A 20,877-nucleotide genomic window follows, 5' to 3' on the forward strand; every position below is an offset into this window, starting at 1 on the left:
ACGGCACATTCGCCGTATTCCACGGGCAGTCCGGGTAGGGGCCCACTGCACCGTCTGACACCACCGATCATGCAGCTTAGACCGTCAGGTGTGCGAAAGAACGCGTACCCGTTGGCCCAGCGGTCTGGGCGCGAGAAGTCGAGGTTGGCCGGTGCATCTGTAAACGCATTGAGATCGGGAAATCCAGGTGGTTGTGCCTCCGCCGATGGCACTGCAGGGCCAACGGCAAGGGTTGCAACCATTGCGGGGACGGCGAGGACCTGGCGCAGGAGGTGCACGCTACTCATGGCTTTTCTCTCATCGCGTTAGTGCTGGACGGTGATCTCGGTTTGATAAGTCTTAGGGTTGTACGGTTTGTCGCCGGTTCCATCCCAGCCCGGCGGATCCTCCCATGTGCTCACACGAAGTTGTACCGTCTCTTGACCGGTAACCGGGTCATATGTTGTATCGACGACAGTAGGACCGTACGGAGCCCCGGTCCCTCCTCCCGGCCAAGTTCCCTGCCCAGGCGGGAATAGTGGAGTCGCCGGTGCCTTCAGCAAACCTTCTGGCATCGTCGCGGTAATCGCACTGATCGGTTGATCGCCTGGAACACCCGGATTGAAGTTGTCGGATCCGACGAGCATGAACCCGCCACCTTTGAGTGCGACGAGTTGGCTCTCGCGGTCACCGGGCAATCCCTGGATTTCACCCTGGGGCTTGAGGGTTTGCATCCAGCCGTTCGGGTTGGCGGGGTCAATGGGGTCGGACATACAGCATTCTCGTCCGGTCTCCAGGATGTGGACCGGTGTTTCCTACTACGATCATCCGGTTGGTCTTTGGGTCGTACGCGCCACTGGCTTGGGCAATCCCGGGCATGACGCCGATACTCTTCGATGGATCGTTGAGATCCACCACGGTGGTATCGGCGGTTGCATATTCACGATTTGGCTTCCCGTCCACTACATAGGGGACCTCGCTGTACAGCGCGTACTGCTTCCCGTCAGGACCAACAATCGTGCCGGTCGGAAGCGGTCGGAAGCGGTCGGACCTTGTCCTTCCCGTCTGGATTTTCCGGTGATGGTTGGTTCGCCTCGATCTCCAACGGATTCTTTTGTCCGTTCAGTGTGGGGTAACCGGTTCGCCCGTCGCCACTGATCTCGATGCCGGTACCGGGGAGAGTGGAATTCAAATCGCCCTGTGTGCCGTCTGGCCGTAAAGGTCCTGGGCACCCGGTGATCTGGGGGTCTTTGGACGAGCCTGCGCCCGATTCGCCCTTGCCGCCCTGTAGATCGAACTCTCTCAGCCTCGACGTCATTGTGTCGAGTTGATCGGCGACGTTTTGATCGGTCCATTCCAACACCGTTGCCTTCGCGCGAATATCGGCTTGGGCGTGAGTCGCCCTCAGTTTCCGCATCAGGGCCAGGGCAGGGCCGATGATCCAGGGCAAGCGGTCGGTGACGGTCAAGTCCTCGCTTACCGAGAAGAACTGGCCCTCAACGTTCTTGATCGCGTTGACTGCATCGTTCTTGGCGGCGCCGATAGATTCCGCACCCGCCTTGGCGATACCTGATGCCTGCCTGATGAGATCGAGCGATTTCCGGACCTTGGCCAAATTTTCGAACAACTTGCCGTTGGCGCGGTCTGAAGCCGGGCCTGTCCAGGGAACGCCGCCGACTGTGCTCTGGGCCTTGCTGTAGTGCTCATCAATGATGCTGGCGGCGCGCTCCCACCCGAGAGACGCAGATTTCAGGTGGCCCGTCGTCCACCCCTCGACACGAGAACGCGTCAGCATCTCGACTCGACACTCCTACTTGGGCGGGTTCATCGTCTTGATTACGGCTTGAGCGTTGGCCGAATCAGTCGCGTCGTAATAGCGCGCTGCCTGGGCGATGCTATCGGCGAAGTGGAGCAGGTTGGCTGAACACTCGCTCATCACGTGATGGGCCGCAGCAGTGACGGCAACAGTGGCCTTCGCTGATGGTTGATCCGCCGGAGGTCGCCACTCATATGTGAGTGAATCTCCGAGGTCGTCGCTGGCCGCGGCGAGTTCTCGGGCAGCCCATTCGAGCGCCGCGGTATCGACTTTCAATGGTTGCGTCACTGATTGACCCTAACGCTCCTGATGAGGGCGGATAGGCACCGATTTCCCTCGCGAAACAGCAATCGGTTAGCCTCGCGAATTAACACCCGTCAAGGAGATTGCCATGGTCGATCCGCGCACCCCCGTCATCGTCGGCGTCGGGCAGTTCACCGAACGCATCGACCTCGACGGTTACCGCGGGATGTCCTCGGTCGAGCTGGCCACCGAGGCGGCCAAGGCGGCACTGCGCGACTGCGGCGCCGACAGTGCCGCCGTGGCGCAGGCCATCGACACCGTGGCGGGTACGCGGCAGTTCGAGATCTCCGGCCCGCAGACGCCCACTCTGGGGGTTTCAAATAACTACCCGCGCTCGGTGGCGCGCAACGTTGGCGCCGAGCCGGCCCGCGCGATTCTCGAGGTGATCGGCGGCCAGAGTCCCCAGCATCTCGTCACCGAGTTCTCGTCGGCTATCGCGGCCGGCGACGCTGAGGTGGTGCTTCTGTTCGGCTCGGAGAACACCTCCACGCTGAGGCACTTCTCCAAACGCGACGACAAGCCGGATCACTCCGAGACCGTCGAGGGTCAGTTGGAGGACCGCGGCTACGGATACGACGGCATCTTCGACGAGTACACGATCAAGCACGGCCTGATCGGCGCCCCGGTGCAGTACGGCCTGCTGGAGAACGCGCGCCGGGCCCGCGTGGGCCTGTCGGTTTCCGACTATCGCACCCAGATGGCCGAGCTGTTTGCGCCGTTCTCCAAAGTGGCCGAGAAGAACCCGTATTCGTCTGCCCCGGTGGAGCGTTCGGCTCAGGAGCTGGCCACCGTCACCGAGAGCAACAGGATGATCTGTGATCCGTACCCGCGCATGATGGTGGCGCGCGATCAGGTCAACCAAGGTGCGGCAGTACTGCTGATGTCGGTCGAGGCCGCCCGGAAACTCGGGGTGCCCGAGGAGAAGTGGGTTTACCTGCGCGGGCACGCCGACATGAAGGAGATCAAGCTGCTGGAGCGCGCTGAACTCGGCTACAGCGATGCCGCGAACATCGCAGTGAACGAGGCGCTGCGGGTCGCAGACATCACCCTCGACGACATCGCGGCCTTCGATCTGTACAGCTGCTTCCCGTTCCCGGTGTTCAACATCTGCGACGGCACCGGCCTGGCGCCCGACGACGAGCGCGGACTGACGCTCACCGGCGGTCTGCCCTTCTTCGGCGGCCCGGGGAACAACTACTCGATGCACGGTATCGCCGAGGCAGTCAATGAAATGCGCGACAAGCCAGGGCAGTTCGCTCTAGTCGGCGGCAACGGCGGTATCGCCAGCAAGTACTCGGTCGGTATCTACTCGACCGAGCCGGCCGACTGGGTGGCCGACGGCAGCGCCGCCTTGCAGGATGCGTTCAACATCCAGGAGCGCGTAGTCATCGCCGAAAAGGCCGATGGCCCAGCCACAATCGAGACCTACACCGTCCGCTATGACTGGACGCCGCTCACCGGCATCATCATCGGACGCCTGGATGCCGATGGCAGCCGATTCCTGGCGACGACCACGGACGAGGCACTGGTGGAGTTGCTCACCGATGGCGAGCCGCTGGGCGCATCGATCATCGTGCAATCTGGTGAGAAGCGGAACACCGCGACGCTGGCGTAGCGCGGCTCTTTGGTCGCGGCACTCTGCCTGGAAACCTGGTACCGCATGCGATACCGGGTTTCGAGATCACATGTCGCCGAGAACATCCGACATGCTCAGAACAGCGTCGCGCGGCTTTCACGCCGCCATCTCAGAAGAGCCTCGACCATTGAGGACCCAGCACAAACCCGTGCCTGCCGATACGACAGGCCGTTATGTGGCTGCCGACCCCGCAGACAAGGTCATCTTTCGGGTACCGCACCACGTGTTGGGCGGGCAGCAACGGAGGTGGAGTGGCCTGGGGATCATCTGGGTCGGCGAGCTGACGAATGGTGGCGGCAGACCGTCGTTCGGCGGCCACCAACCAGAGCCCCGGCCCTTTGTCTGGCCGCGGACCCCAGCATTGGATCCGCGCGGACTCGGGATCGGGATAGTCGTTGGAGTCACACGTCAGGCCGCTCGGCGTCCGGAAGCTGTAACCCGAATATCTCTGCCCGGCAGAGAAATAGGTGTCATGGTCAGCGGGGGCGTATCCGCTGAAATCGGGAAACCCCTTGCCGTCGCTGGGGCGGGTAGCGGGCGCGCAGGCGGCAAGGAGCGCGATGAGGCAGACGACGAGGCGTCCAGCGGTGCGCACCCGCGTCAGCGTAACCGCGAGATCAACGCCATGGTCGTTACGCGCGAACTTTCACGACCATAGCGTTGATCTCGGCGTCAAGAACTAGTCGAGCGCGGCCAGCTTGCCCGCAAGCCGCTCGACGTACGCCGATACCTCGGCCTCGGACTTGTCCGGCAGCCCGAACAGAACTTCGGTGACGCCCAGTTCGCGCCAGTGGGCGAGCTTTTCGGGGTCGGGCTTGAAGTCCAGCGCCACGATCTGCGGTGCCCCGTCGCGTCCGGCAGCGGCCCAGGTGTCCTGCAGCAGCTTGACGGGCTCGTCGATGTTGAAATCGCGGGGAGTGGTGATCCAGCCGTCGGCCGACTTGGCGATCCACTTGAAGTTCTTCTCGTTGCCGGCGGCGCCGACCAGGATCGGGATGTGTGACTGCACGGGCTTGGGCCAGGCCCAGGACGGCCCGAAGTTCACGAATTCGCCGTCATAGGAGGCTTCTTCCTCGGTCCACAGCGCACGCATGGCTTCCAGGTACTCGCGCAGCATGGTGCGTCGGCGGCCCGGGGGGACCTTGTGATCGGCGAGTTCATCAGTGTTCCAACCGAATCCGACCCCCAATGACACGCGTCCACCGGACAGGTGGTCGAGGGTGGCGATCGATTTGGCCAGGGTGATCGGGTCGTGCTCGACCGGCAACGCGACGGCCGTCGACAACCGCACCCGCGACGTCACCGCACACGCGGTGCCCAGCGATACCCACGGATCGAGGGTGCGCATGTAGCGGTCGTCGGGCAGGGACTCGTCACCGGTGGTCGGGTGAGCCGCCTCGCGCTTGATCGGGATGTGGGTGTGTTCGGGGACGTAGAACGTCGTGAAGCCGTGATCGTCGGCGAGTTTGGCGGCCTTGGCCGGGGCGATGCCGCGGTCACTGGTGAAGAGAACAAGCCCATAGTCCATACGCAGAATTAGAACGTGTTTCAGTCGCAGTAGCAAGACGCACCGTCTCGTTAGGCGGGTCGGGCCGGAGAAAACTTCATCGCGAGCGATACCCGCGACGGGCCCCCGATGATTTGCTGGGATCATCGGCATGACGACCGAACGCATCGCCGACCACGTCAAGTTCGCGTACTGGGTGCCCAATGTCAGTGGCGGTCTGGTCACCAGCGATATCGAACAGCGCACCGACTGGAACTACGAATACAACAAGAAACTCGCGCAGACCGCGGAGAACAACGGCTTCGAATATGCCCTGTCGCAGGTTCGCTATGAGGCCAGCTACGGCGCGGAATACCAGCACGAGTCGACCAGCTTCAGCCTCGCCCTGTTGTTGGCGACCGAGAGACTCAAGGTCATCGCGGCCGTGCATCCGGGCCTGTGGCAACCGGCCGTGTTGGCCAAACTCGGCGCCACTGCCGATCACCTGTCAGGTGGCCGGTTCGCGGTCAACGTCGTGTCCGGTTGGTTCAAGGACGAGTTCACACACCTGGGCGAACCGTGGCTCGAACATGACGAGCGCTACCGCCGTAGCGCGGAGTTCCTCCAGGTGTTGCGCGAAATTTGGACGAACGACGACCCGGTTGAATTCCGCGGCGACTTCTACCGCATCCACGATTTCACCCTCAAGCCCAAGCCGCTGAACACATCCGAGCGTCCCAACCCCGAGTTGTTCCAGGGGGGCAACTCCACCGCGGCCCGCCGCAACGGCGGCCGTTATGCCGATTGGTACTTCTCCAACGGCAAAGACTTCGACGGGCTCACCGAACAGGTCGTCGAGGTACGTCACCACGCCCGCAACGCCGACAGAGAGGTGAAGTTCGGTCTCAACGGGTTCATCATCGCCCGCGACACGGAGAAAGAAGCGAAGGAGACGTTGAGAGAGATCATCGCCAAGGCCAACAGGCCCGCCGTCGAAGGTTTCCGTAGCGCGGTGCAGCAGGCCGGCAATTCCACCGGGGACAAGAAGGGGATGTGGGCCGATTCCAGTTTCGAGGATCTGGTGCAGTACAACGACGGCTTCCGCACCCAGTTGATCGGCACACCCGAGCAGATCGCCGAACGCATCGCCGCCTACCGCAAACGCGGCGTCGACCTGATCCTCGGCGGATTCCTGCATTTCCAAGAGGAAATCGAGTATTTCGGCGCCAACGTGCTGCCACTGGTCCGCGAAATCGAGGCAGCCGAAACGGATTCCGCCGAGACGCCCGTTCTGGTAAGGGCGTAGAACCGCTCCGACACCAAACACGCGCACCCGGCACCCAGTCGGGTGCGCTAGCGTGGAAGCTCGAATCGCTCACGTGGTCGGTATTCATGCCTGCGTGAACACACGTCGCGAAGCTTGATAGCACAGGAGAGGTCATGACCTACCCGCCCAGTAACCCCGGATACCCGCCACAATCGGGTTCGCAGTTCGATGCGACCCAGCAGTTCGCCAAGGCGGTCCCCGCTCCGGCGGCCCCGCCCGCGGCCCCGGCCGCGTCAGAGCCCGGTGAGAACAAGCTGCCCGAGATCCTGCTGGGCGTGGTGGCCGTCACCGGCCTGCTCATCTATTTCGTGAGCTTCGCCTTCGAGATCCAGGCCGTGATCGGTTCGCTGATCATCGCGGTTCCGCTGTTGGCCGGTCTCCTGGCGGGCGTCAGCGTCCTGCCGAAGCAGAAGAGCCGTGTCGCGCCGGCGGCAGTGCTGTCCACCCTCGGGTTGCTGCTGGCCATCACCCTCTCGGTAGCTGCGGGTAGCGACGCCGATTGGACGATCTGGGTTCTCCTTGTTCTCACGCTGGTCCAGGCCGGTGCCGGTATCGCCGCACTTCTGTTCGACGCCGGCATCCTCACTCCGCCGGCGCCCAAGCCGCAGTTCGACCCGCAGCCTCAGTACGGCCAGTACGGCGGCCCGTCGCAGTACTACGGGCAGCAGCACCAGCCGCAGCAGCACGGTGGTCAGTCCTACCAGCAGGCTCAGTCGCAGCAGCCCGGCTACCCCTCGCAGTACGGCGGCTATGCCGGCGGTCAGAACACCGGTGGTTTCCCGGTGCAGCCCCCGCAGGGGCAGCAGCCCAGCGGCCCGCCGACGCCTCCGACCGGCTACCCCACGTATGGCCAGCCGCAGCATTCGGGCTCCTCGGCGCCCTCTGCTGGTCCGGCACAGCAGCCGCCTTCACAGCAATCTGGCCCTGCGCCGTCGTAAGCTGATCGGCGCGTGCGCTTCCCGCGTACGCGCCGATCATCGCGAGGAGCAGCCCACCAAGTGAGTAACCGGCCAGTCGGCACCCGCCAGGCACGCGAGTTGCTCCGGGTCGCGTTCGGGCCGTCCGTCGTCGCCCTGGTGGTCATCGCCGCGGTTGTGTTGCTGCAGCTCCTGATCGCCAATAGCGACATGACGGGCGCGCTCGGTGCGACCGCCAGCATGTGGCTGGGCGTGCACCAGGTGCCGGTCTCGATCGGCGGCCGCGAGCTGGGCGTGATGCCGCTGCTGCCGGTGATGGCGATGATCTGGGGCACCGCACGCACGACGGCCGCGGCCACCGCCCCGAATTCCTCCTGGTTCGTCACGCGCTGGGTCGTCGCCTCGGCGCTGGGCGGGCCCATTCTGATCGCGGCCATCCTGCTGGCCGTCATCCATGACGCCGCCTCGGTGATCAGCGAACTGCAGACCCCCAGTGCCTTGCGCGCGTTCTGCAGCGTGCTGGTGGTGCATGCGATCGGTGCGTTGATCGGCGTCGGCTCGAAGGTCGGCCGGCGCACCCTGGCGGTCCTTCCGCTCCCGGTCTGGCTGCCCGATGCGTTTCGGGCAGCCGCGGCCGGTGTACTCGCCCTGTTCGGGCTTTCCGGTGTGGTGACCGCGGTGTCCCTGGTGGTGCATTGGGGCACGATGCACGATCTGTTCGCGATCACCGACAGTCTGTTCGGCCAGCTCAGCCTCACTTTGTTGTCGATCCTCTATATCCCGAACGTGATCGTGGGGGCCTCGGCCATCGCGGTCGGATCCAGTGCCCATGTCGGGTTGGCCGCGTTCAGTTCGTTCACCGTGTTCGGCGGCGATATCCCCGCGGTGCCGGTGCTGGCCGCGGTACCGACGCCGCCGCTGGGCCCGATCTGGGTGGCGCTCCTGATCGTGGGAGCGGCCTCGGCGGTCGCGGTAGGTCAGCAATGCGCACGACGCCCGCTCCCGATCGGGGCGGCCACCGGGAAGTTGGTGGCGGCGTCGGCGCTGGCCGCGGTGACGATGGCGCTGGCCGGATTCGCCGGTGGTGGCCGGTTGGGTAATTTCGGTTCAGTCGGGGTGGATCAGGCGACGTTCGGGCCGGCGGTTTTCCTGTGGTTCGTCGGGATCGGCGGGCTCACGGTGGCGATGTCCGGTGGCCTGACCCGCAAGCCGCGGCCCGTGGCGCCATCCCCGCCCCCACCCCCAGCTGAGCCCGAGCCTGAAGGCGAGCCCGAGCCCGAGCCCGAGCCCGAAGACGACGTCGACGTTGTCGAGGCAGCGCCCGAGTTCGAACCCGACGAGCCGCTGGTGTCGTGGTCGGCCGAGGAGCCCGGCGACGACTCGGAGAGCCCTCAGGACGAGTACGAGGACTACGACGACGTGCAGGAAACCGGCTACGAACCGGGCCCCCGGAGCTATGAAGACTTCGATGACGATCCCGAGGACCACTTCATCGTCGACGATATCCCCGACGACGACCTGACCGGCGATCAGCCGCGCCGTGCGGGCGACTAGGCTGCTGCGCGTGCAGCAACCGTTACAAGTGCCTCCGAGTGCACCGGCACGGCTGGTAGTGCTGGCTTCGGGGACAGGGTCGCTGCTCGCCTCGCTACTGGCCGCCGCTGTCGACGATTATCCGGCGCGGGTGGTCGCGGTCGGAACCGACCGCAAATGTGCCGCGGTGGACATCGCGGCAGAGGCGGGGGTGCCGTCCTACACCGTGCGGTTGGGTGACTACGACGATCGCGACGCCTGGGATGCTGCGCTCATCGAAGCCACCGCCGAACATGAACCGGACCTGGTGGTCTCGGCCGGTTTCATGAAAATTCTGGGCGGCCAATTCCTTTCCCGTTTCCCGGGCCGGGTGGTCAACACCCATCCGGCATTGCTGCCGGCGTTCCCAGGGGCGCACGCGGTACCCGACGCATTGGCGTACGGCGTGCGGGTGACGGGCTGCACGGTGCATCTGGTGGACTCCGGCATGGATACCGGGCCGATTCTGGCCCAGCAGGCCGTCGACGTGCTCGATGATGACACCGAACAGACTTTGCATGAGCGCATCAAGGTGGTCGAACGACGACTGCTGGTGGATGTGCTGGCCGCGCTGGCAACCCGCGGCGTGACCTGGACTGGACGAAAGGCGACCATAGGGTGAGCGAGAAGAAACCGATCCGGCGAGCGCTGGTCAGTGTCTATGACAAGACCGGCCTGGCCGATCTGGCCCGTGGTCTGCATGAGGCGGGCGTGACCATCGTCTCCACCGGGTCGACCGCCAAAACCATTGCTGCCGCTGGTGTTCCGGTCACCCCGGTGGAAGAGGTGACGGGCTTCCCCGAGGTGCTCGACGGTCGGGTCAAGACGCTGCACCCGCGTGTGCACGCTGGCCTGCTGGCCGACACCCGCAAGCCCGAACACGTTGCGGCACTGCAGGAGCTTGAGGTCGAGGCCTTCGAACTCGTGGTGGTGAACCTGTACCCGTTCTCCGAGACCGTCGAGTCCGGCGCATCGGTGGACGAGTGTGTCGAGCAGATCGACATCGGCGGGCCGTCGATGGTGCGTGCGGCTGCCAAGAACCATCCGAGCGTGGCTGTGGTGGTGGATCCGCGGGGCTACGACGGCGTGCTGGCCGCGGTTCGGGCCGGCGGGTTCACCCTTGAAGAGCGGAAGAAGCTGGCATCGTTGGCATTCCGGCACACCGCCGAGTACGACGTGGCCGTTGCGGGCTGGATGGGGTCGACGCTGGCTCCTGCGGAAGATTCGGTGCCTGCGTCCTTGCCCCAGTGGTTCGCCGGCACCTGGCACCGCAGCGCGGTCCTGCGCTATGGCGAGAACCCGCATCAGCAGGCCGCGGTCTACCGCGACGACTCCGCGTGGCCCGGACTGGCCCAGGCCGAGCAGCTGCACGGCAAGGAGATGTCCTACAACAACTACACCGACGCCGATGCGGCGTGGCGGGCGGCGTTCGACCACGAAGAGATCTGCGTGGCGATCATCAAACACGCCAACCCGTGTGGCATCGCGATCTCCTCGGAGTCCGTCGCCGACGCGCACCGCAAGGCGCACGAGTGCGATCCGCTGAGTGCGTTCGGCGGCGTCATCGCCTCCAACACCGAGGTCAGTGTCGAGATGGCCGAGACCGTCGCCGACATCTTCACCGAGGTCATCATCGCCCCGGCGTACGAGGCCGGTGCAGTGGAAATCCTGGCGCGTAAGAAGAACATCCGCATCCTGGTGGCGTCGGAGCCGCTGGTCGGTGGCATCGAGCTGCGCCAGATCAGTGGCGGGGTGCTGCTGCAGCAGCGTGACGCGCTCGACGCCGAGGGCGACAATCCGGCGAACTGGACACTGGCCACCGGTGAGCCGGCCGATCCGCAGACGCTGAGCGATCTGGTGTTCGCCTGGCGGGCCTGCCGCGCGGTGAAGTCCAACGCGATCGTGATCGCCAAGGACGGCGCCACCGTGGGTGTCGGCATGGGACAGGTGAATCGGGTCGACGCGGCCGGACTGGCCGTGCAGCGCGCGGGCGACCGCGTGCCCGGTTCGGTCGGCGCCTCCGATGCGTTCTTCCCGTTCCCCGACGGTTTGGAGACGCTGACGAATGCCGGCGTCAAGGCGATCGTGCACCCGGGCGGATCGGTCCGTGACGCCGAAGTGACCGCAGCTGCCGAGGCTGCGGGGATCACGCTGTACCTCACCGGCGCAAGGCATTTCGCGCACTAGTTCCGTTGCGCCGGGCCTGCGCCGGCCCTGCGCCGGGCCTGCGCCGATTTCTACCCAGGGGCCGTGGGCGGCGAGGTGTGACGACCCTGCGGTAGAAAACGGCGTGCCGTTCGGTGCGTCTGCCTCACCGCTCGCGGCGTGCTGCGTCGCCGATTTCCACCCAAGGGTCGTGGCCGCCGAGGTGTGACGACCGTGCGGTAGAAAATGGCGTGCCAGCTCGATCCACAGCGCGGGATTCATCCCCAGCTTTGGCTGAAGCGGGCGTGGGCGCCGTCAATCCGTCGGCCATGCTGCCGACCATCGGTGCCCATGAACGCGCCACTTATCGGACCCGAAGCGCTTGAAGCAGGCGTCCTCACGCGGGGGCAGCTGCGATGGCGTTACGCCGCGGCTCATCCGCGCGTCTACCTACCGAAGGGCTCGGTCCCAACGCTGGCAGACAACACCATGGCCGCATGGCTGTGGACCGGTCGCCGCGGGATCATTGCCGGCCGGGCTGCGGCGGCGTTGCACGGTGCGCAATGGGTCAACGACGACATTCCCGTCGAGTTGATCGCCGAGCACGGGCGTCGTCGGCCCGGTGTCATCGTGCGTGAGGAACGTATCAGGCCCGACGAGATCTGCCGGGTCGGCGAGTTCAGAGTCACCACACCGCTCCGCACGGCGCTCGATCTTGCGCGTTTTCTTCCTCGCGACGCCGCGGTCGTCCACCTCGACGCGCTCGCCATCGCGACAGGTGTCGAAGCAGCGCCGGTGCTCGAACTGGCCGCCCGATACCGCGGGCTGCGTGGAATACGAAGTGCCCGAACAGCACTCGATTTGATGGATCCCGGCGGCCAATCTCCGAAGGAGACCTGGCTGCGACTGCTCCTCATCGATGCGGGATACCGACGCCCGCGCACGCAGATCCAGGTGACTGATGGTTTCACCGAGGCGTTCATCGACATGGGCTATGACGACGTCAAAGTGGGCCTGGATTACCTGGGTAAACACCACGCCACGGATCGACCGCGTTATGTTCACGACATAGGCCGCAACGAGCTCATCGAACGCGAAGGGTGGATCAACATCCACGTCGTGGTCGAACACAGCAAGGCATTTGTCCTGCACCGAGTGGGAGAGGCGTTCGCTCGACGCGGTGCTTCGCCGTTTCCTACCTGAGGGTCGCTGTGCCACGCGATCGACAGCCCTGGGGTAGAAATCGGCGGGAACGGCTGACGCGGTGCTTCGCCGTTTCCTACCTGAGGGTTGCTGTGCCACGCGATCGGCAGCCCTGGGGTGGAAATTGGCGGGAACGGCTGACGCGGGAACGGCCTCGGCGGGAACGGCTGACGCGGGAACGGCTGACGCGAGGCCCAACGTCCAGCTACGCGCTCACTTCATCCTCGACATCGGTGGTCGCATACGCGATGAATGAGGCGATCTCGTCAACCGCGTGGCGTGCATCGGGGTTGACGTCGAAACTCAACTGGAACATGTGCATTGCCCTGTCCCACACCTGAACCCATACGGGCACACCGGTCGCCTGCAGTCGGTCGGCCAAGGCGAAGGTGTCGTTGAGCAGCATCTCGTGGGTGCCGACCTGTAGCAGGAAGGGGCCGAGCCCATGCAGGTCTGCTTCTGGCGGCATCACCGGTGTGGGCCGGGTGCCGTTGACGGTGGCGAACACGTCGTAGATGAACTTCACCGTCATGAACGGGAACAGCACGTCGCGATGCTCTTGCAGGGCACGGTATTTGAGATCCATGTCGGACGAGGTCAGTGGTGAGAGCAGGACCTGCCCGGCCGGCACCGGTAGCCCCGCGTCACGTGCTGCCAGAGCAGTGTCGGCGGCCATCAACCCGCCCGCTGAATCGCCGGCCAGCACGATCCGATCAGGTGCGAAGCCGAGTGAAAGGGCCAGTCGGTAGCTATCGAGCCCATCGGCGACGGCGTCGTCGATGTCGGCCTGTGGGGCCAGTCGGTAGCCGACGTTGAGGATGCGTGCCCCGGTGGCCGCGGACAGCTTCGACACAAAGCGCCGGTGCGAGTTCAGGCCGAGGGTCACCAGCGCCGAGCCGTGCAGGTAGACGATCACGCGATCGGAGTCGCGGGCTTCGGGCGCGATCACCCATTCGGCCGGGCAGTTCGGCAGCGCCACCGGCGTCACCTCGGTGCCGGGCAGCGGTTTGACGAACCGCAGGGGCCGGTCGATCACGTCGAGGCGCGCGCGCTGCAGCAGTGCCGGGGCGACACGGTTGATGCCCAGCCCGATCAGGGTCAGCAGACCCAGCAATGGGCGGACAAAAATCGCAGTAATCCAGCCGAGTGCTCTGGACTGCAGAGATGCAGGGCCGAAGTGCACGGTAGTCGGCCGGCTACGCCAATCTAGCGAATTCACGGTACCCAGGGTACCGGGTACCTCGCGCCGGAGAGCCGACCGGCCCGCCGACCGTCAGATGAAGCCGAAGCCTGGGAAGCCGTAGAACTCTTCCTCGCCCGGGTACACCGGGGGAGTCGCGTCGATCTGGACGTTGCCCTCGGAGGCGCAGTCGGTGGTCTGCCCACCGGCGATTGAGCTTCCGCCCGTCACCTCGCACTGCGGCAGTAGCGAAGGATCGGCCGCGGCCGTCGGCGCGCACAGAATCGCGGCCGCTAGGCCGAACCCGGCAGCACCGAAGATCACAAGATTTCGCATGTGCGACATGGCGGCTAGTCCTTCCGTCCGGGTTGACGTTGCGTCGACCCTGCACGCGATATTGTCGCGCAAGTTATGGTTACGGCAAACGATAGACCATCGCTCGCAAGCTGATCCGACGATCGAGGAGCCCCATGAAACTTGTCACGCGTTCACGTAGCTGCGCCGTAGCGGTACTTGGGGCCGGCGCGATGCTCCTCGGCACATCGGCAACCGCGTCCGCCGAACCGCCGAACTGCACCACTGCCGACGTCACCGCGGTGATGGGAGGCGTCTCGACGGAGATGAGCGACTACTTGTTCGCTCACCCCGACGTCAACGCGTTCTTCAGCGGGCTGCAAGGACAGGGCAAGAAGACGACCGCGGACAAGACGAAGGCATACCTCAACGACAATCCGCAGGTGCGCGCCGAACTCGACGCGATCCGCGCACCAGCGCTTGATCTGCGCAACCGCTGCAATATCCCGCTCGAGGCCGAAATCTCCGGCGTGATCTAGACCCGTCGCTCAGGGCAGGGCGACGGTGGCCTGAGCCTCGATGGCCTTGTTGACCTCGGTGAGCACGCCCTTGTCGCGTTCCGGTGCGTCGGCGTTGACCTGCAGCACGTACACCGCGCCGGGTGCCTGGATCACGATGGTGGTCTGGGTGATTGCGCGGCGTTGGTCGCCCTTGGCGTAGGTGCCGCCCAGGTGGACCGAGGGGAACCCGCTGATCTCCGCACGGGTCACATCACCGTTCGGCTTGTAGTCCGCCAGGTTCTGCAGCTCGCTGGGGGCGTACTCCAGCAGCTTGTTGGCATCGACGTTACCGGTCAGCTTGGAGATCAACGAGACGACCGACGGCGCATCGGCCGGGTTGACCGAGTCGTTGATCATCGCCGAGTAGGCCCATGCCGGTGTGCGGGTGCCGGCGTCGGTCCAGCCGGGCGGGGTCGGCCAGTTGAACACCGGCGCTCCCGGATCGCCGCGATGGACCGGTGTTTCGATGGCGCCGCTCTGCTTGATGTAGTCGGCGATGGTGAAGGCGTGGACAGGCTTGGGTGGGCTCGTGGTCTCGCCGGAGGTATCGGTGGCGGCCGCCGATGTCGTTTCGCCGCCGTTGGTCTCCTCGCCTCCCGAGGTGACCGCGAACGTGATGCCGGCGACCAGCAGGAGCACCCCACCGATCGCGGCCGCGGCGACGACGAGCTTGCGCCGGTCGTCGGGCTTCTGCGGAGTGGGGTTGTGCGGCAGCGGGGGCGGTCCGAAGTTGGTCTGTGGCGGCCCAACCGGTCCAGGCGGCCCCGACGGACCGCCGAGGCCTTGCATGCCACCCGCCGGCTGGCTCGTCGCGGGTTTGTGGGTCGAGGTCTCGCTACCTGTCCATGACGAGGTGAACACCGGCGGTTCCGACGGGGCCGTCTGCCGGGGGCTCGGCGGCGGGAGCGGCGGCGGGTTCACCGGCTTCGGGATGATCAGTGGGGTGGTGGGCGGCGCCGGCTCGTGGACCGGTGCCGGGGTGCGCACCTCGGGGGTGGTTCCGGTGGCCGCCTCGGCCAGTGCGACGGCGAAGTCGTGGCACGTGTCGTAGCGGTCCTTGGGGTCCTTGGAGAGCGCCTTGGCCATCACCGAATCAAACACGGCCAGTTCAGGTTTCGTGTCGGCGAGCTTGGGCGGCGGGGAGTTCAGATGATGGCTGATCACGACGGCCGGGTTGCTGTGGGCGAATGGTGGGGTGCCGGTGAAGAGGCGGTAGGCGGTGGCGGCCAGCGAGTACTGGTCGGCCCGGCCGTCGAGGGGCTGGCCCATCAGCTGTTCGGGTGCGGTGTAGGACATCGAGCCCACGGTGATGTTGGTCGAGGTGAGCCCGTTGACCTCGTCGGCACGCCGCGCGATGCCGAAGTCGGTCAGCATGATGCGGCGCTTGCCGCCCTGTTTGCTGGTGACCAGGATGTTGGCCGGTTTGACGTCGCGGTGCCACAGGTTGCGCTGATGCGCGTAGTCCAAGGCGTCGCCGACGGCGGTGACGATCTCGATGACGTCCTCGGCCGGCATCCCCTTGGGGAACTGGTCGTGCAGCAGCTTGGCGGCGTCGTGCCCGTCGACGTAGTCCATCGAGATCCACAACCGGTCCTCGAACTCGCCGCGGTCGTGCACGCCGACGATGTGCGGATGCCACAGCGTGGCCGCCATGTCGGCCTCGCGGATGAACCGCTGCCGGAATTCATTGTCCGAGCTGACGCTGATGGGCAGCACTTTGAGAGCGTCCTCGCGGGGTAACCGCGGATGCGAGGCCAAATAGACCTCGCCCATGCCACCAGTGCCCACCAACCGGACGATGGTGAACCCTGCGAATTCCTGACCGCTAGCCAACGGCATGGAGCGCAGACTACCGGTACCCACGCTCGGGGAACGACTATGCCGGGGGTGTGGCTCGCGCGCGGCGGGTGCTAGTTCTGCCGGGTGCCGATGTGCGCGGGCGGGTTCAGTCGTAGCGTGGAGTGGTGAGCCAACCCAAGGATCTGCCTCGTACCGTCGGTGAGCTGCGCGCATCCGGCCATCGTGAACGGGGCGTCAAAGCCGAAATTCGGGAGAATCTGCTGTCCGCATTGGCCGACCGCCGCGACGTGTGGCCGGGAATCCTGGGATTCGAGGACACCGTGATCCCGCAGCTGGAACGGGCTTTGATCGCCGGGCACGACGTGGTGCTTCTGGGTGAGCGCGGTCAGGGCAAGACGCGGCTGTTGCGCGCGCTGACGGGGCTGCTCGACGAGTGGACGCCCGTGATCGCCGGGTCGGAGTTGGGTGAGCACCCCTACAGCCCGATCACACCGGAGTCGATCCGCCGGGCCGCCGATTCCGGCGACGATCTGCCGATCGATTGGCGCCACCGCAGTGAGCGCTACACCGAGAAGTTGGCCACCCCGGACACCAGCGTGGCCGATCTCGTCGGCGACATCGATCCGATCAAGGTGGCCGAGGGGCGCAGCCTGGGCGACCCGGAAACGATCGCCTACGGGCTGATCCCGCGGGCCCACCGCGGCATCGTGGCCGTCAACGAGCTGCCGGACCTGGCCGAGCGGATCCAGGTGTCGATGCTCAACGTGATGGAGGAGCGCGACATTCAGGTCCGCGGCTACACGTTGCGGCTGCCGCTCGACGTCCTCGTCGTCGCGAGCGCCAATCCCGAGGACTACACGAACCGCGGTCGGATCATCACCCCGCTCAAAGACAGGTTCGGCGCCGAGATCCGCACGCACTACCCGCTGGAGATCGACGACGAGGTCGGGGTGATCCGCCAGGAGGCCCAGTTGGCCGCGGAGGTACCGGAGTACCTGATCGGTGTGCTGGCCCGATTTGCCCGCAATCTGCGTGAATCGAGCTCGATCGATCAGCGTTCGGGTGTGTCGGCCCGGTTCGCGATCGCTGCCGCCGAGACGGTGGCGGCCTCGGCACGACACCGCTCCGCCATTCTCGGTGAGGACGATCCGGTGGCTCGGGTGGTCGATCTGGCCACCGTGATCGACGTGCTGCGCGGCAAACTGGAGTTCGAGAGCGGTGAGGAGGGACGTGAGCAGGCAGTGCTGGAGCATCTGCTGCGACGCGCCACCGCCGACACCGCGCAACGACTGCTGGGCGGCATCGACGTCGCCCCGTTGGTGGCCGCGGTCGAGGAAGGCTCGCCGGTGACCACCGGTGAGCGGGTATCGGCCAAGGACGTCCTGGCCGCTCTGCCCGATCTGGCCGTGGTCGACGCGCTCGCCGACCGGGTGGGCGCGGTGTCGGTCGGTCAACGGGCCGCAGCCATCGAATTGGCTTTGGAGGCACTGTATCTGGCCAAGCGTGTGGACAAGGTGACAGGGGAGGGCGAGACGGTCTATGGCTGATCCCGGTCGGGCGCACGGGCACACCTCGCGGTATTCGCGGTACACCGGAGGCCCTGACCCGCTGGCGCCGCCGATCGATCTGCGCGACGCGCTCGAGCAGATCGGTCAGAGCGTCATGGAGGGCAGTTCGCCGCGCCGTGCGCTCTCGGAGTTGATGCGTCGCGGCACCGAGGGCATGCGGGGCACCGACCGGCTCGCCGCCGAGGCTAACCGCAAACGCCGGGAGTTGTTGCAGCGACACAACCTTGACGGCACCTTGCAGGAGATCAAGAAGCTGCTCGACGAGGCCGTGCTGGCCGAGCGCAAGGAGCTGGCCCGCGCGCTCGACGACGATGCGCGGTTCGGCGAACTGCAGATGGAGGCGCTCTCGCCGTCACCGGCCAAGGCCGTGCAGGAGCTCACCGATTACGACTGGCGCAGCCCCGAGGCGCGGCAGAAGTACGAGCAGATCAAGGACCTGCTGGGCCGCGAGATGCTGGATCAGCGTTTCGCGGGCATGAAGGAGGCGTTGGAGAACGCCACCGATGAGGACCGGCAGCGGGTCAACGACATGCTCGATGACCTCAACGAGCTGCTGGACAAGCACGCCCAGGGGAATGATTCGCCGCAGGACTTTCAAGACTTCATGGACAAACACGGCGAGTTCTTCCCGGAGGGCCCGCAGAACATCGACGAGCTGCTGGACTCGCTGGCCAAGCGGGCCGCCGCCGCGCAGCGGTTCCGCAACAGCCTGTCGGCCGAGCAGCGTGCCGAGCTGGATTCCCTGGCGCAGCAGGCTTTCGGTTCGCCGTCGTTGATGAACGCGCTGGATCGGCTCGACTCGCACCTGCAGGCTGCCCGCCCCGGCGAGGACTGGAACGGTTCGGAGCGGTTCTCCGGTGGCGATCCGCTGGGCATGGGGGAGGGCGCCCAGGCGCTGTCCGACATCGCCGAGTTGGAGCAGCTGGCCGACGCGTTGTCACAGAGTTACTCCGGGGCGTCGATGGATGACGTCGACCTCGAATCGTTGGCCCGCCAGTTGGGTGACGACGCGGCCATCGATGCGCGCACCCTGGCCGAGCTGGAGAAGGCCCTGGTCAATCAGGGTTTCATCGACCGTGGCTCCGACGGGCAGTGGCGGCTGTCGCCCAAGGCCATGCGTCAGCTCGGTCAGACCGCACTGCGTGATGTGGCGCAACGGCTTTCGGGTCGGCACGGCGAGCGGGACACCCGTCGCGCCGGCGCGGCCGGGGAGTTGACCGGGGCCACCCGGCCCTGGCAGTTCGGCGATACCGAGCCGTGGAACGTCACCCGCACGGTCACCAATGCGGTGCTGCGCCAGGCCGGTACCGGGATCGCCGAGCGGCCGATTCGGTTCGCCGTCGAGGATGTGGAGATCTCCGAGACCGAGACCCGTACCCAGGCCTGTGTGGCGCTGCTGGTGGACACCTCGTTCTCGATGGTGATGGAGAACCGCTGGCTGCCGATGAAGCGCACGGCGCTGGCACTCAATCATCTTGTGAGTACCCGGTTCCGGTCAGATGAGTTGCAGATCATCGCCTTTGGCCGGTATGCACGCACGGTGACCGCGGGTGAGCTGACCGGACTGGAGGGCGTGTACGAGCAGGGCACCAACCTGCACCACGCGCTGGCCCTGGCGTCGCGGCATCTGCGTCGTCATCCCAATGCCCAGCCGGTGGTGCTCGTGGTGACCGACGGCGAGCCCACCGCGCATCTCGAGGATTTCGGGGACGGGGAGGGGTCGTCCGTATTCTTCGATTACCCGCCCCACCCGCGAACCATCGCCCACACCGTGCGGGGTTTTGACGAGGTGGCCCGCCTCGGCGCCCAGGTGACGATCTTCCGGTTGGGCTCGGATCCCGGCCTGGCCCGGTTCATCGACCAGGTGGCCCGTCGGGTGCAGGGCCGGGTGGTGGTGCCCGATCTCGACGGCCTGGGCGCCGCCGTCGTCGGCGACTACCTGCACTCACGTCGGCGGTAGTGCCCTCGGCGCCGCCGCCGGCTCGCGTAATGTCTGGAACCGATGGGGGTCTCAAAGCGCGTTGCCGGTGTGGTCCTGTTGACGTCCGGGTTGGTTCTCAGCGGTTGCACGCAGATGACGGACGGCACCGTGACGGCCGGGTTCGGACCGCCCGGCGGGTTGTCGGATGCAACGTCGGGAGAGTCCGGGTACAAGGCCCGTACCTGCGAGCAGTTGCACTCGGATGCCTGGATCGAGGTTCCCGGGATCGGGTCCGACCAGCCGCGGGTGCGGGTGGCGCAACCGCCGGGCTGGGTGCCCGCGCCTGAGTTCGCCAAGGGCCCAGTCAAATTGGTGTTACGCAATGAATCCCTCAGCGACGGAGTGACGAATCCGGCCGTTACGGTGTCGATCGGCGACGCGACGGATGGGAACCGGTCGCCCGAGGACCTGCTGAGCGAGACCATCAAGGGCTTCCAAGCCGTCGGCGCGCAGAACATCACCCAGGTGCCGTCGGAGATCTGCGGGTTCCCGGCGTTGATGGTCAACTACACGACCCCGCCCGACGACCAGATCAGCAAGACGAGCTACGTGACCGCCGTGTCGGTGATGGTGCCGCTGGGCGCGAAGTTCTGGAACATTGTGGCGCTGGCGCAGAGCACGGCGCCCAATAATTCCACCTTCATGGCTGACGCGCAGGTGATGCTGGCGGGGTTGCGGATCGCGCTGCCGCGCTGATCCCGACGGTCGAGGAATTGCGCAGTCCGGGCGGATTTCGGACCAATTCTTGTGTCGGTAACCGGCGACTGGAATTAATTGCGTTGGCAAGGGTGTAGCTTGCCGTGGCTAATTCATTGAAAATGAAATGAATTGGCGATGTGCCGAGTATTCGGTCATCGGTGGTGCGCATTCCGATCGCGATCTTTCAAGATCGATTCCAAACCGTGAGATACCGGTCTGAACTGGGATGATAGGTCGGTGAGTCGGCTGTGGGCCACGGATCTCGCGGCAACGGTTTTGTGCCACTACATTCAGCGGGCATCCGGATGGATCGTGGTGACTGCGACGACGGTATTCGTTAATTATTGATGGGCTGATATCGGTTGCAGGAGGGCAAGTCGAGCCTTAGCATTCACAGCAGTTTCTAAGATG

Annotated in this window: 19 protein-coding genes; 11 read left to right on the forward strand and 8 right to left on the reverse strand. The window is 65.6% G+C overall.

Annotated features, from left to right (window positions below; all coding sequences use genetic code 11):
* Positions 1-305 precede the first annotated feature (305 nt).
* From G6N44_RS22835 to G6N44_RS22845, 3 genes are all read right to left on the reverse strand, one after another.
* Entirely contained in the window at positions 306-752 is a 447-nt protein-coding gene (locus tag G6N44_RS22835) for a hypothetical protein (protein WP_163667978.1), read from the reverse strand.
* A 230-nt stretch (positions 753-982) separates the two neighbouring features.
* Positions 983-1,774 carry a hypothetical protein gene (locus tag G6N44_RS22840; protein WP_163667981.1) on the reverse strand — a complete coding sequence of 264 codons (792 nt, stop codon included), beginning with the start codon at positions 1,772-1,774 and terminating at the stop codon, positions 983-985.
* A 15-nt stretch (positions 1,775-1,789) separates the two neighbouring features.
* Positions 1,790-2,083 carry a type VII secretion target gene (locus G6N44_RS22845; RefSeq protein ID WP_163667983.1) on the reverse strand — a complete coding sequence of 98 codons (294 nt, stop codon included), beginning with the start codon at positions 2,081-2,083 and terminating at the stop codon, positions 1,790-1,792.
* 103 nt (positions 2,084-2,186) lie between these two features.
* On the opposite strand from G6N44_RS22845, the gene G6N44_RS22850 reads away from it, so the two are divergent.
* On the forward strand, positions 2,187-3,713 hold the full coding sequence (locus G6N44_RS22850) for an acetyl-CoA acetyltransferase (protein WP_163667984.1): 1,527 nt from the start codon (positions 2,187-2,189) through the stop codon (positions 3,711-3,713).
* Between the two features lie 130 nt (positions 3,714-3,843).
* Here G6N44_RS22850 and G6N44_RS22855 read toward each other — a convergent pair whose 3' ends face one another.
* Entirely contained in the window at positions 3,844-4,329 is a 486-nt protein-coding gene (locus G6N44_RS22855; protein WP_163667986.1) for a hypothetical protein, read from the reverse strand.
* Between the two features lie 84 nt (positions 4,330-4,413).
* Positions 4,414-5,262 (reverse strand): LLM class F420-dependent oxidoreductase, encoded by an 849-nt coding sequence (locus G6N44_RS22860; protein ID WP_163667988.1) that lies wholly within the window; start codon positions 5,260-5,262, stop codon positions 4,414-4,416.
* 130 nt (positions 5,263-5,392) lie between these two features.
* Here G6N44_RS22860 and sfnG point away from each other — a divergent pair, with 130 nt between their 5' ends.
* From sfnG to G6N44_RS22890, 6 genes are all read left to right on the forward strand, one after another.
* A complete protein-coding gene (gene sfnG, locus G6N44_RS22865; RefSeq protein WP_163667990.1) occupies positions 5,393-6,526 on the forward strand; it encodes a dimethylsulfone monooxygenase SfnG in 1,134 nt (377 codons plus the stop codon).
* Between the two features lie 134 nt (positions 6,527-6,660).
* On the forward strand, positions 6,661-7,485 hold the full coding sequence (locus tag G6N44_RS22870) for a DUF5336 domain-containing protein (protein ID WP_163667992.1): 825 nt from the start codon (positions 6,661-6,663) through the stop codon (positions 7,483-7,485).
* A gap of 60 nt (positions 7,486-7,545) precedes the next feature.
* Positions 7,546-9,018 carry a cell division protein PerM gene (locus G6N44_RS22875; protein WP_163667994.1) on the forward strand — a complete coding sequence of 491 codons (1,473 nt, stop codon included), beginning with the start codon at positions 7,546-7,548 and terminating at the stop codon, positions 9,016-9,018.
* Positions 9,019-9,028: 10 nt separating this feature from the next.
* Positions 9,029-9,658 (forward strand): phosphoribosylglycinamide formyltransferase, encoded by a 630-nt coding sequence (purN, locus tag G6N44_RS22880; RefSeq protein WP_163667996.1) that lies wholly within the window; start codon positions 9,029-9,031, stop codon positions 9,656-9,658.
* The gene (gene purH, locus G6N44_RS22885; RefSeq protein WP_163667998.1) at positions 9,655-11,223 is read left to right on the forward strand and encodes a bifunctional phosphoribosylaminoimidazolecarboxamide formyltransferase/IMP cyclohydrolase; all 1,569 of its coding nucleotides are present in this window, start codon (positions 9,655-9,657) and stop codon (positions 11,221-11,223) included. The genes purN and purH overlap by 4 nt, the downstream gene beginning before the upstream one ends.
* A 309-nt stretch (positions 11,224-11,532) precedes the next feature.
* The gene (locus tag G6N44_RS22890) at positions 11,533-12,384 is read left to right on the forward strand and encodes a hypothetical protein (RefSeq protein WP_163668000.1); all 852 of its coding nucleotides are present in this window, start codon (positions 11,533-11,535) and stop codon (positions 12,382-12,384) included.
* A 205-nt stretch (positions 12,385-12,589) separates the two neighbouring features.
* On the opposite strand, the gene G6N44_RS22895 is transcribed toward G6N44_RS22890, so the two are convergent.
* Both G6N44_RS22895 and G6N44_RS22900 read right to left on the reverse strand, forming a co-directional pair.
* On the reverse strand, positions 12,590-13,603 hold the full coding sequence (locus G6N44_RS22895; RefSeq protein ID WP_163668002.1) for an alpha/beta hydrolase: 1,014 nt from the start codon (positions 13,601-13,603) through the stop codon (positions 12,590-12,592).
* Between the two features lie 54 nt (positions 13,604-13,657).
* The gene (locus G6N44_RS22900; RefSeq protein ID WP_163668004.1) at positions 13,658-13,909 is read right to left on the reverse strand and encodes a hypothetical protein; all 252 of its coding nucleotides are present in this window, start codon (positions 13,907-13,909) and stop codon (positions 13,658-13,660) included.
* A gap of 125 nt (positions 13,910-14,034) precedes the next feature.
* Here G6N44_RS22900 and G6N44_RS22905 point away from each other — a divergent pair, with 125 nt between their 5' ends.
* Entirely contained in the window at positions 14,035-14,397 is a 363-nt protein-coding gene (locus tag G6N44_RS22905; RefSeq protein WP_163668006.1) for a heme-binding protein, read from the forward strand.
* 9 nt (positions 14,398-14,406) lie between these two features.
* On the opposite strand, the gene G6N44_RS22910 is transcribed toward G6N44_RS22905, so the two are convergent.
* Positions 14,407-16,257: an LpqN/LpqT family lipoprotein gene (locus G6N44_RS22910; RefSeq protein ID WP_163668008.1), complete on the reverse strand. Its 1,851-nt coding sequence runs from the start codon at positions 16,255-16,257 to the stop codon at positions 14,407-14,409.
* Positions 16,258-16,382: 125 nt separating this feature from the next.
* Here G6N44_RS22910 and G6N44_RS22915 point away from each other — a divergent pair, with 125 nt between their 5' ends.
* The 3 genes from G6N44_RS22915 to G6N44_RS22925 are packed head-to-tail and all read left to right on the forward strand — an operon-like array spanning position 16,383 to position 20,463.
* On the forward strand, positions 16,383-17,765 hold the full coding sequence (locus tag G6N44_RS22915) for a sigma 54-interacting transcriptional regulator (RefSeq protein ID WP_163668010.1): 1,383 nt from the start codon (positions 16,383-16,385) through the stop codon (positions 17,763-17,765).
* On the forward strand, positions 17,758-19,746 hold the full coding sequence (locus G6N44_RS22920; RefSeq protein ID WP_163668012.1) for a VWA domain-containing protein: 1,989 nt from the start codon (positions 17,758-17,760) through the stop codon (positions 19,744-19,746). The genes G6N44_RS22915 and G6N44_RS22920 overlap by 8 nt, the downstream gene beginning before the upstream one ends.
* 42 nt (positions 19,747-19,788) lie before the next feature.
* Positions 19,789-20,463, forward strand: a complete 675-nt coding sequence (locus G6N44_RS22925) for a hypothetical protein (RefSeq protein ID WP_163668014.1) — start codon at positions 19,789-19,791, stop codon at positions 20,461-20,463.
* Positions 20,464-20,877 lie beyond the last annotated feature (414 nt).

The sequence above is a fragment of the Mycolicibacterium alvei genome (assembly GCF_010727325.1).
Taxonomy (GTDB): domain Bacteria; phylum Actinomycetota; class Actinomycetes; order Mycobacteriales; family Mycobacteriaceae; genus Mycobacterium; species Mycobacterium alvei.

What these genes read in the sequence shown, in the direction of transcription:
- G6N44_RS22835 (WP_163667978.1), bottom strand. Translation starts at nt 752, where the DNA reads ATGTCCGACCCCATTGACCCCGCCAACCCGAACGGCTGGATGCAAACC.
- G6N44_RS22840 (WP_163667981.1), bottom strand. Translation starts at nt 1,774, where the DNA reads ATGCTGACGCGTTCTCGTGTCGAGGGGTGGACGACGGGCCACCTGAAA.
- G6N44_RS22850 (WP_163667984.1), top strand. Translation starts at nt 2,187, where the DNA reads ATGGTCGATCCGCGCACCCCCGTCATCGTCGGCGTCGGGCAGTTCACC.
- G6N44_RS22860 (WP_163667988.1), bottom strand. Translation starts at nt 5,262, where the DNA reads ATGGACTATGGGCTTGTTCTCTTCACCAGTGACCGCGGCATCGCCCCG.
- sfnG (WP_163667990.1), top strand. Translation starts at nt 5,393, where the DNA reads ATGACGACCGAACGCATCGCCGACCACGTCAAGTTCGCGTACTGGGTG.
- G6N44_RS22870 (WP_163667992.1), top strand. Translation starts at nt 6,661, where the DNA reads ATGACCTACCCGCCCAGTAACCCCGGATACCCGCCACAATCGGGTTCG.
- G6N44_RS22890 (WP_163668000.1), top strand. Translation starts at nt 11,533, where the DNA reads ATGAACGCGCCACTTATCGGACCCGAAGCGCTTGAAGCAGGCGTCCTC.
- G6N44_RS22900 (WP_163668004.1), bottom strand. Translation starts at nt 13,909, where the DNA reads ATGTCGCACATGCGAAATCTTGTGATCTTCGGTGCTGCCGGGTTCGGC.
- G6N44_RS22905 (WP_163668006.1), top strand. Translation starts at nt 14,035, where the DNA reads ATGAAACTTGTCACGCGTTCACGTAGCTGCGCCGTAGCGGTACTTGGG.
- G6N44_RS22910 (WP_163668008.1), bottom strand. Translation starts at nt 16,257, where the DNA reads ATGCCGTTGGCTAGCGGTCAGGAATTCGCAGGGTTCACCATCGTCCGG.
- G6N44_RS22920 (WP_163668012.1), top strand. Translation starts at nt 17,758, where the DNA reads ATGGCTGATCCCGGTCGGGCGCACGGGCACACCTCGCGGTATTCGCGG.
- G6N44_RS22925 (WP_163668014.1), top strand. Translation starts at nt 19,789, where the DNA reads ATGGGGGTCTCAAAGCGCGTTGCCGGTGTGGTCCTGTTGACGTCCGGG.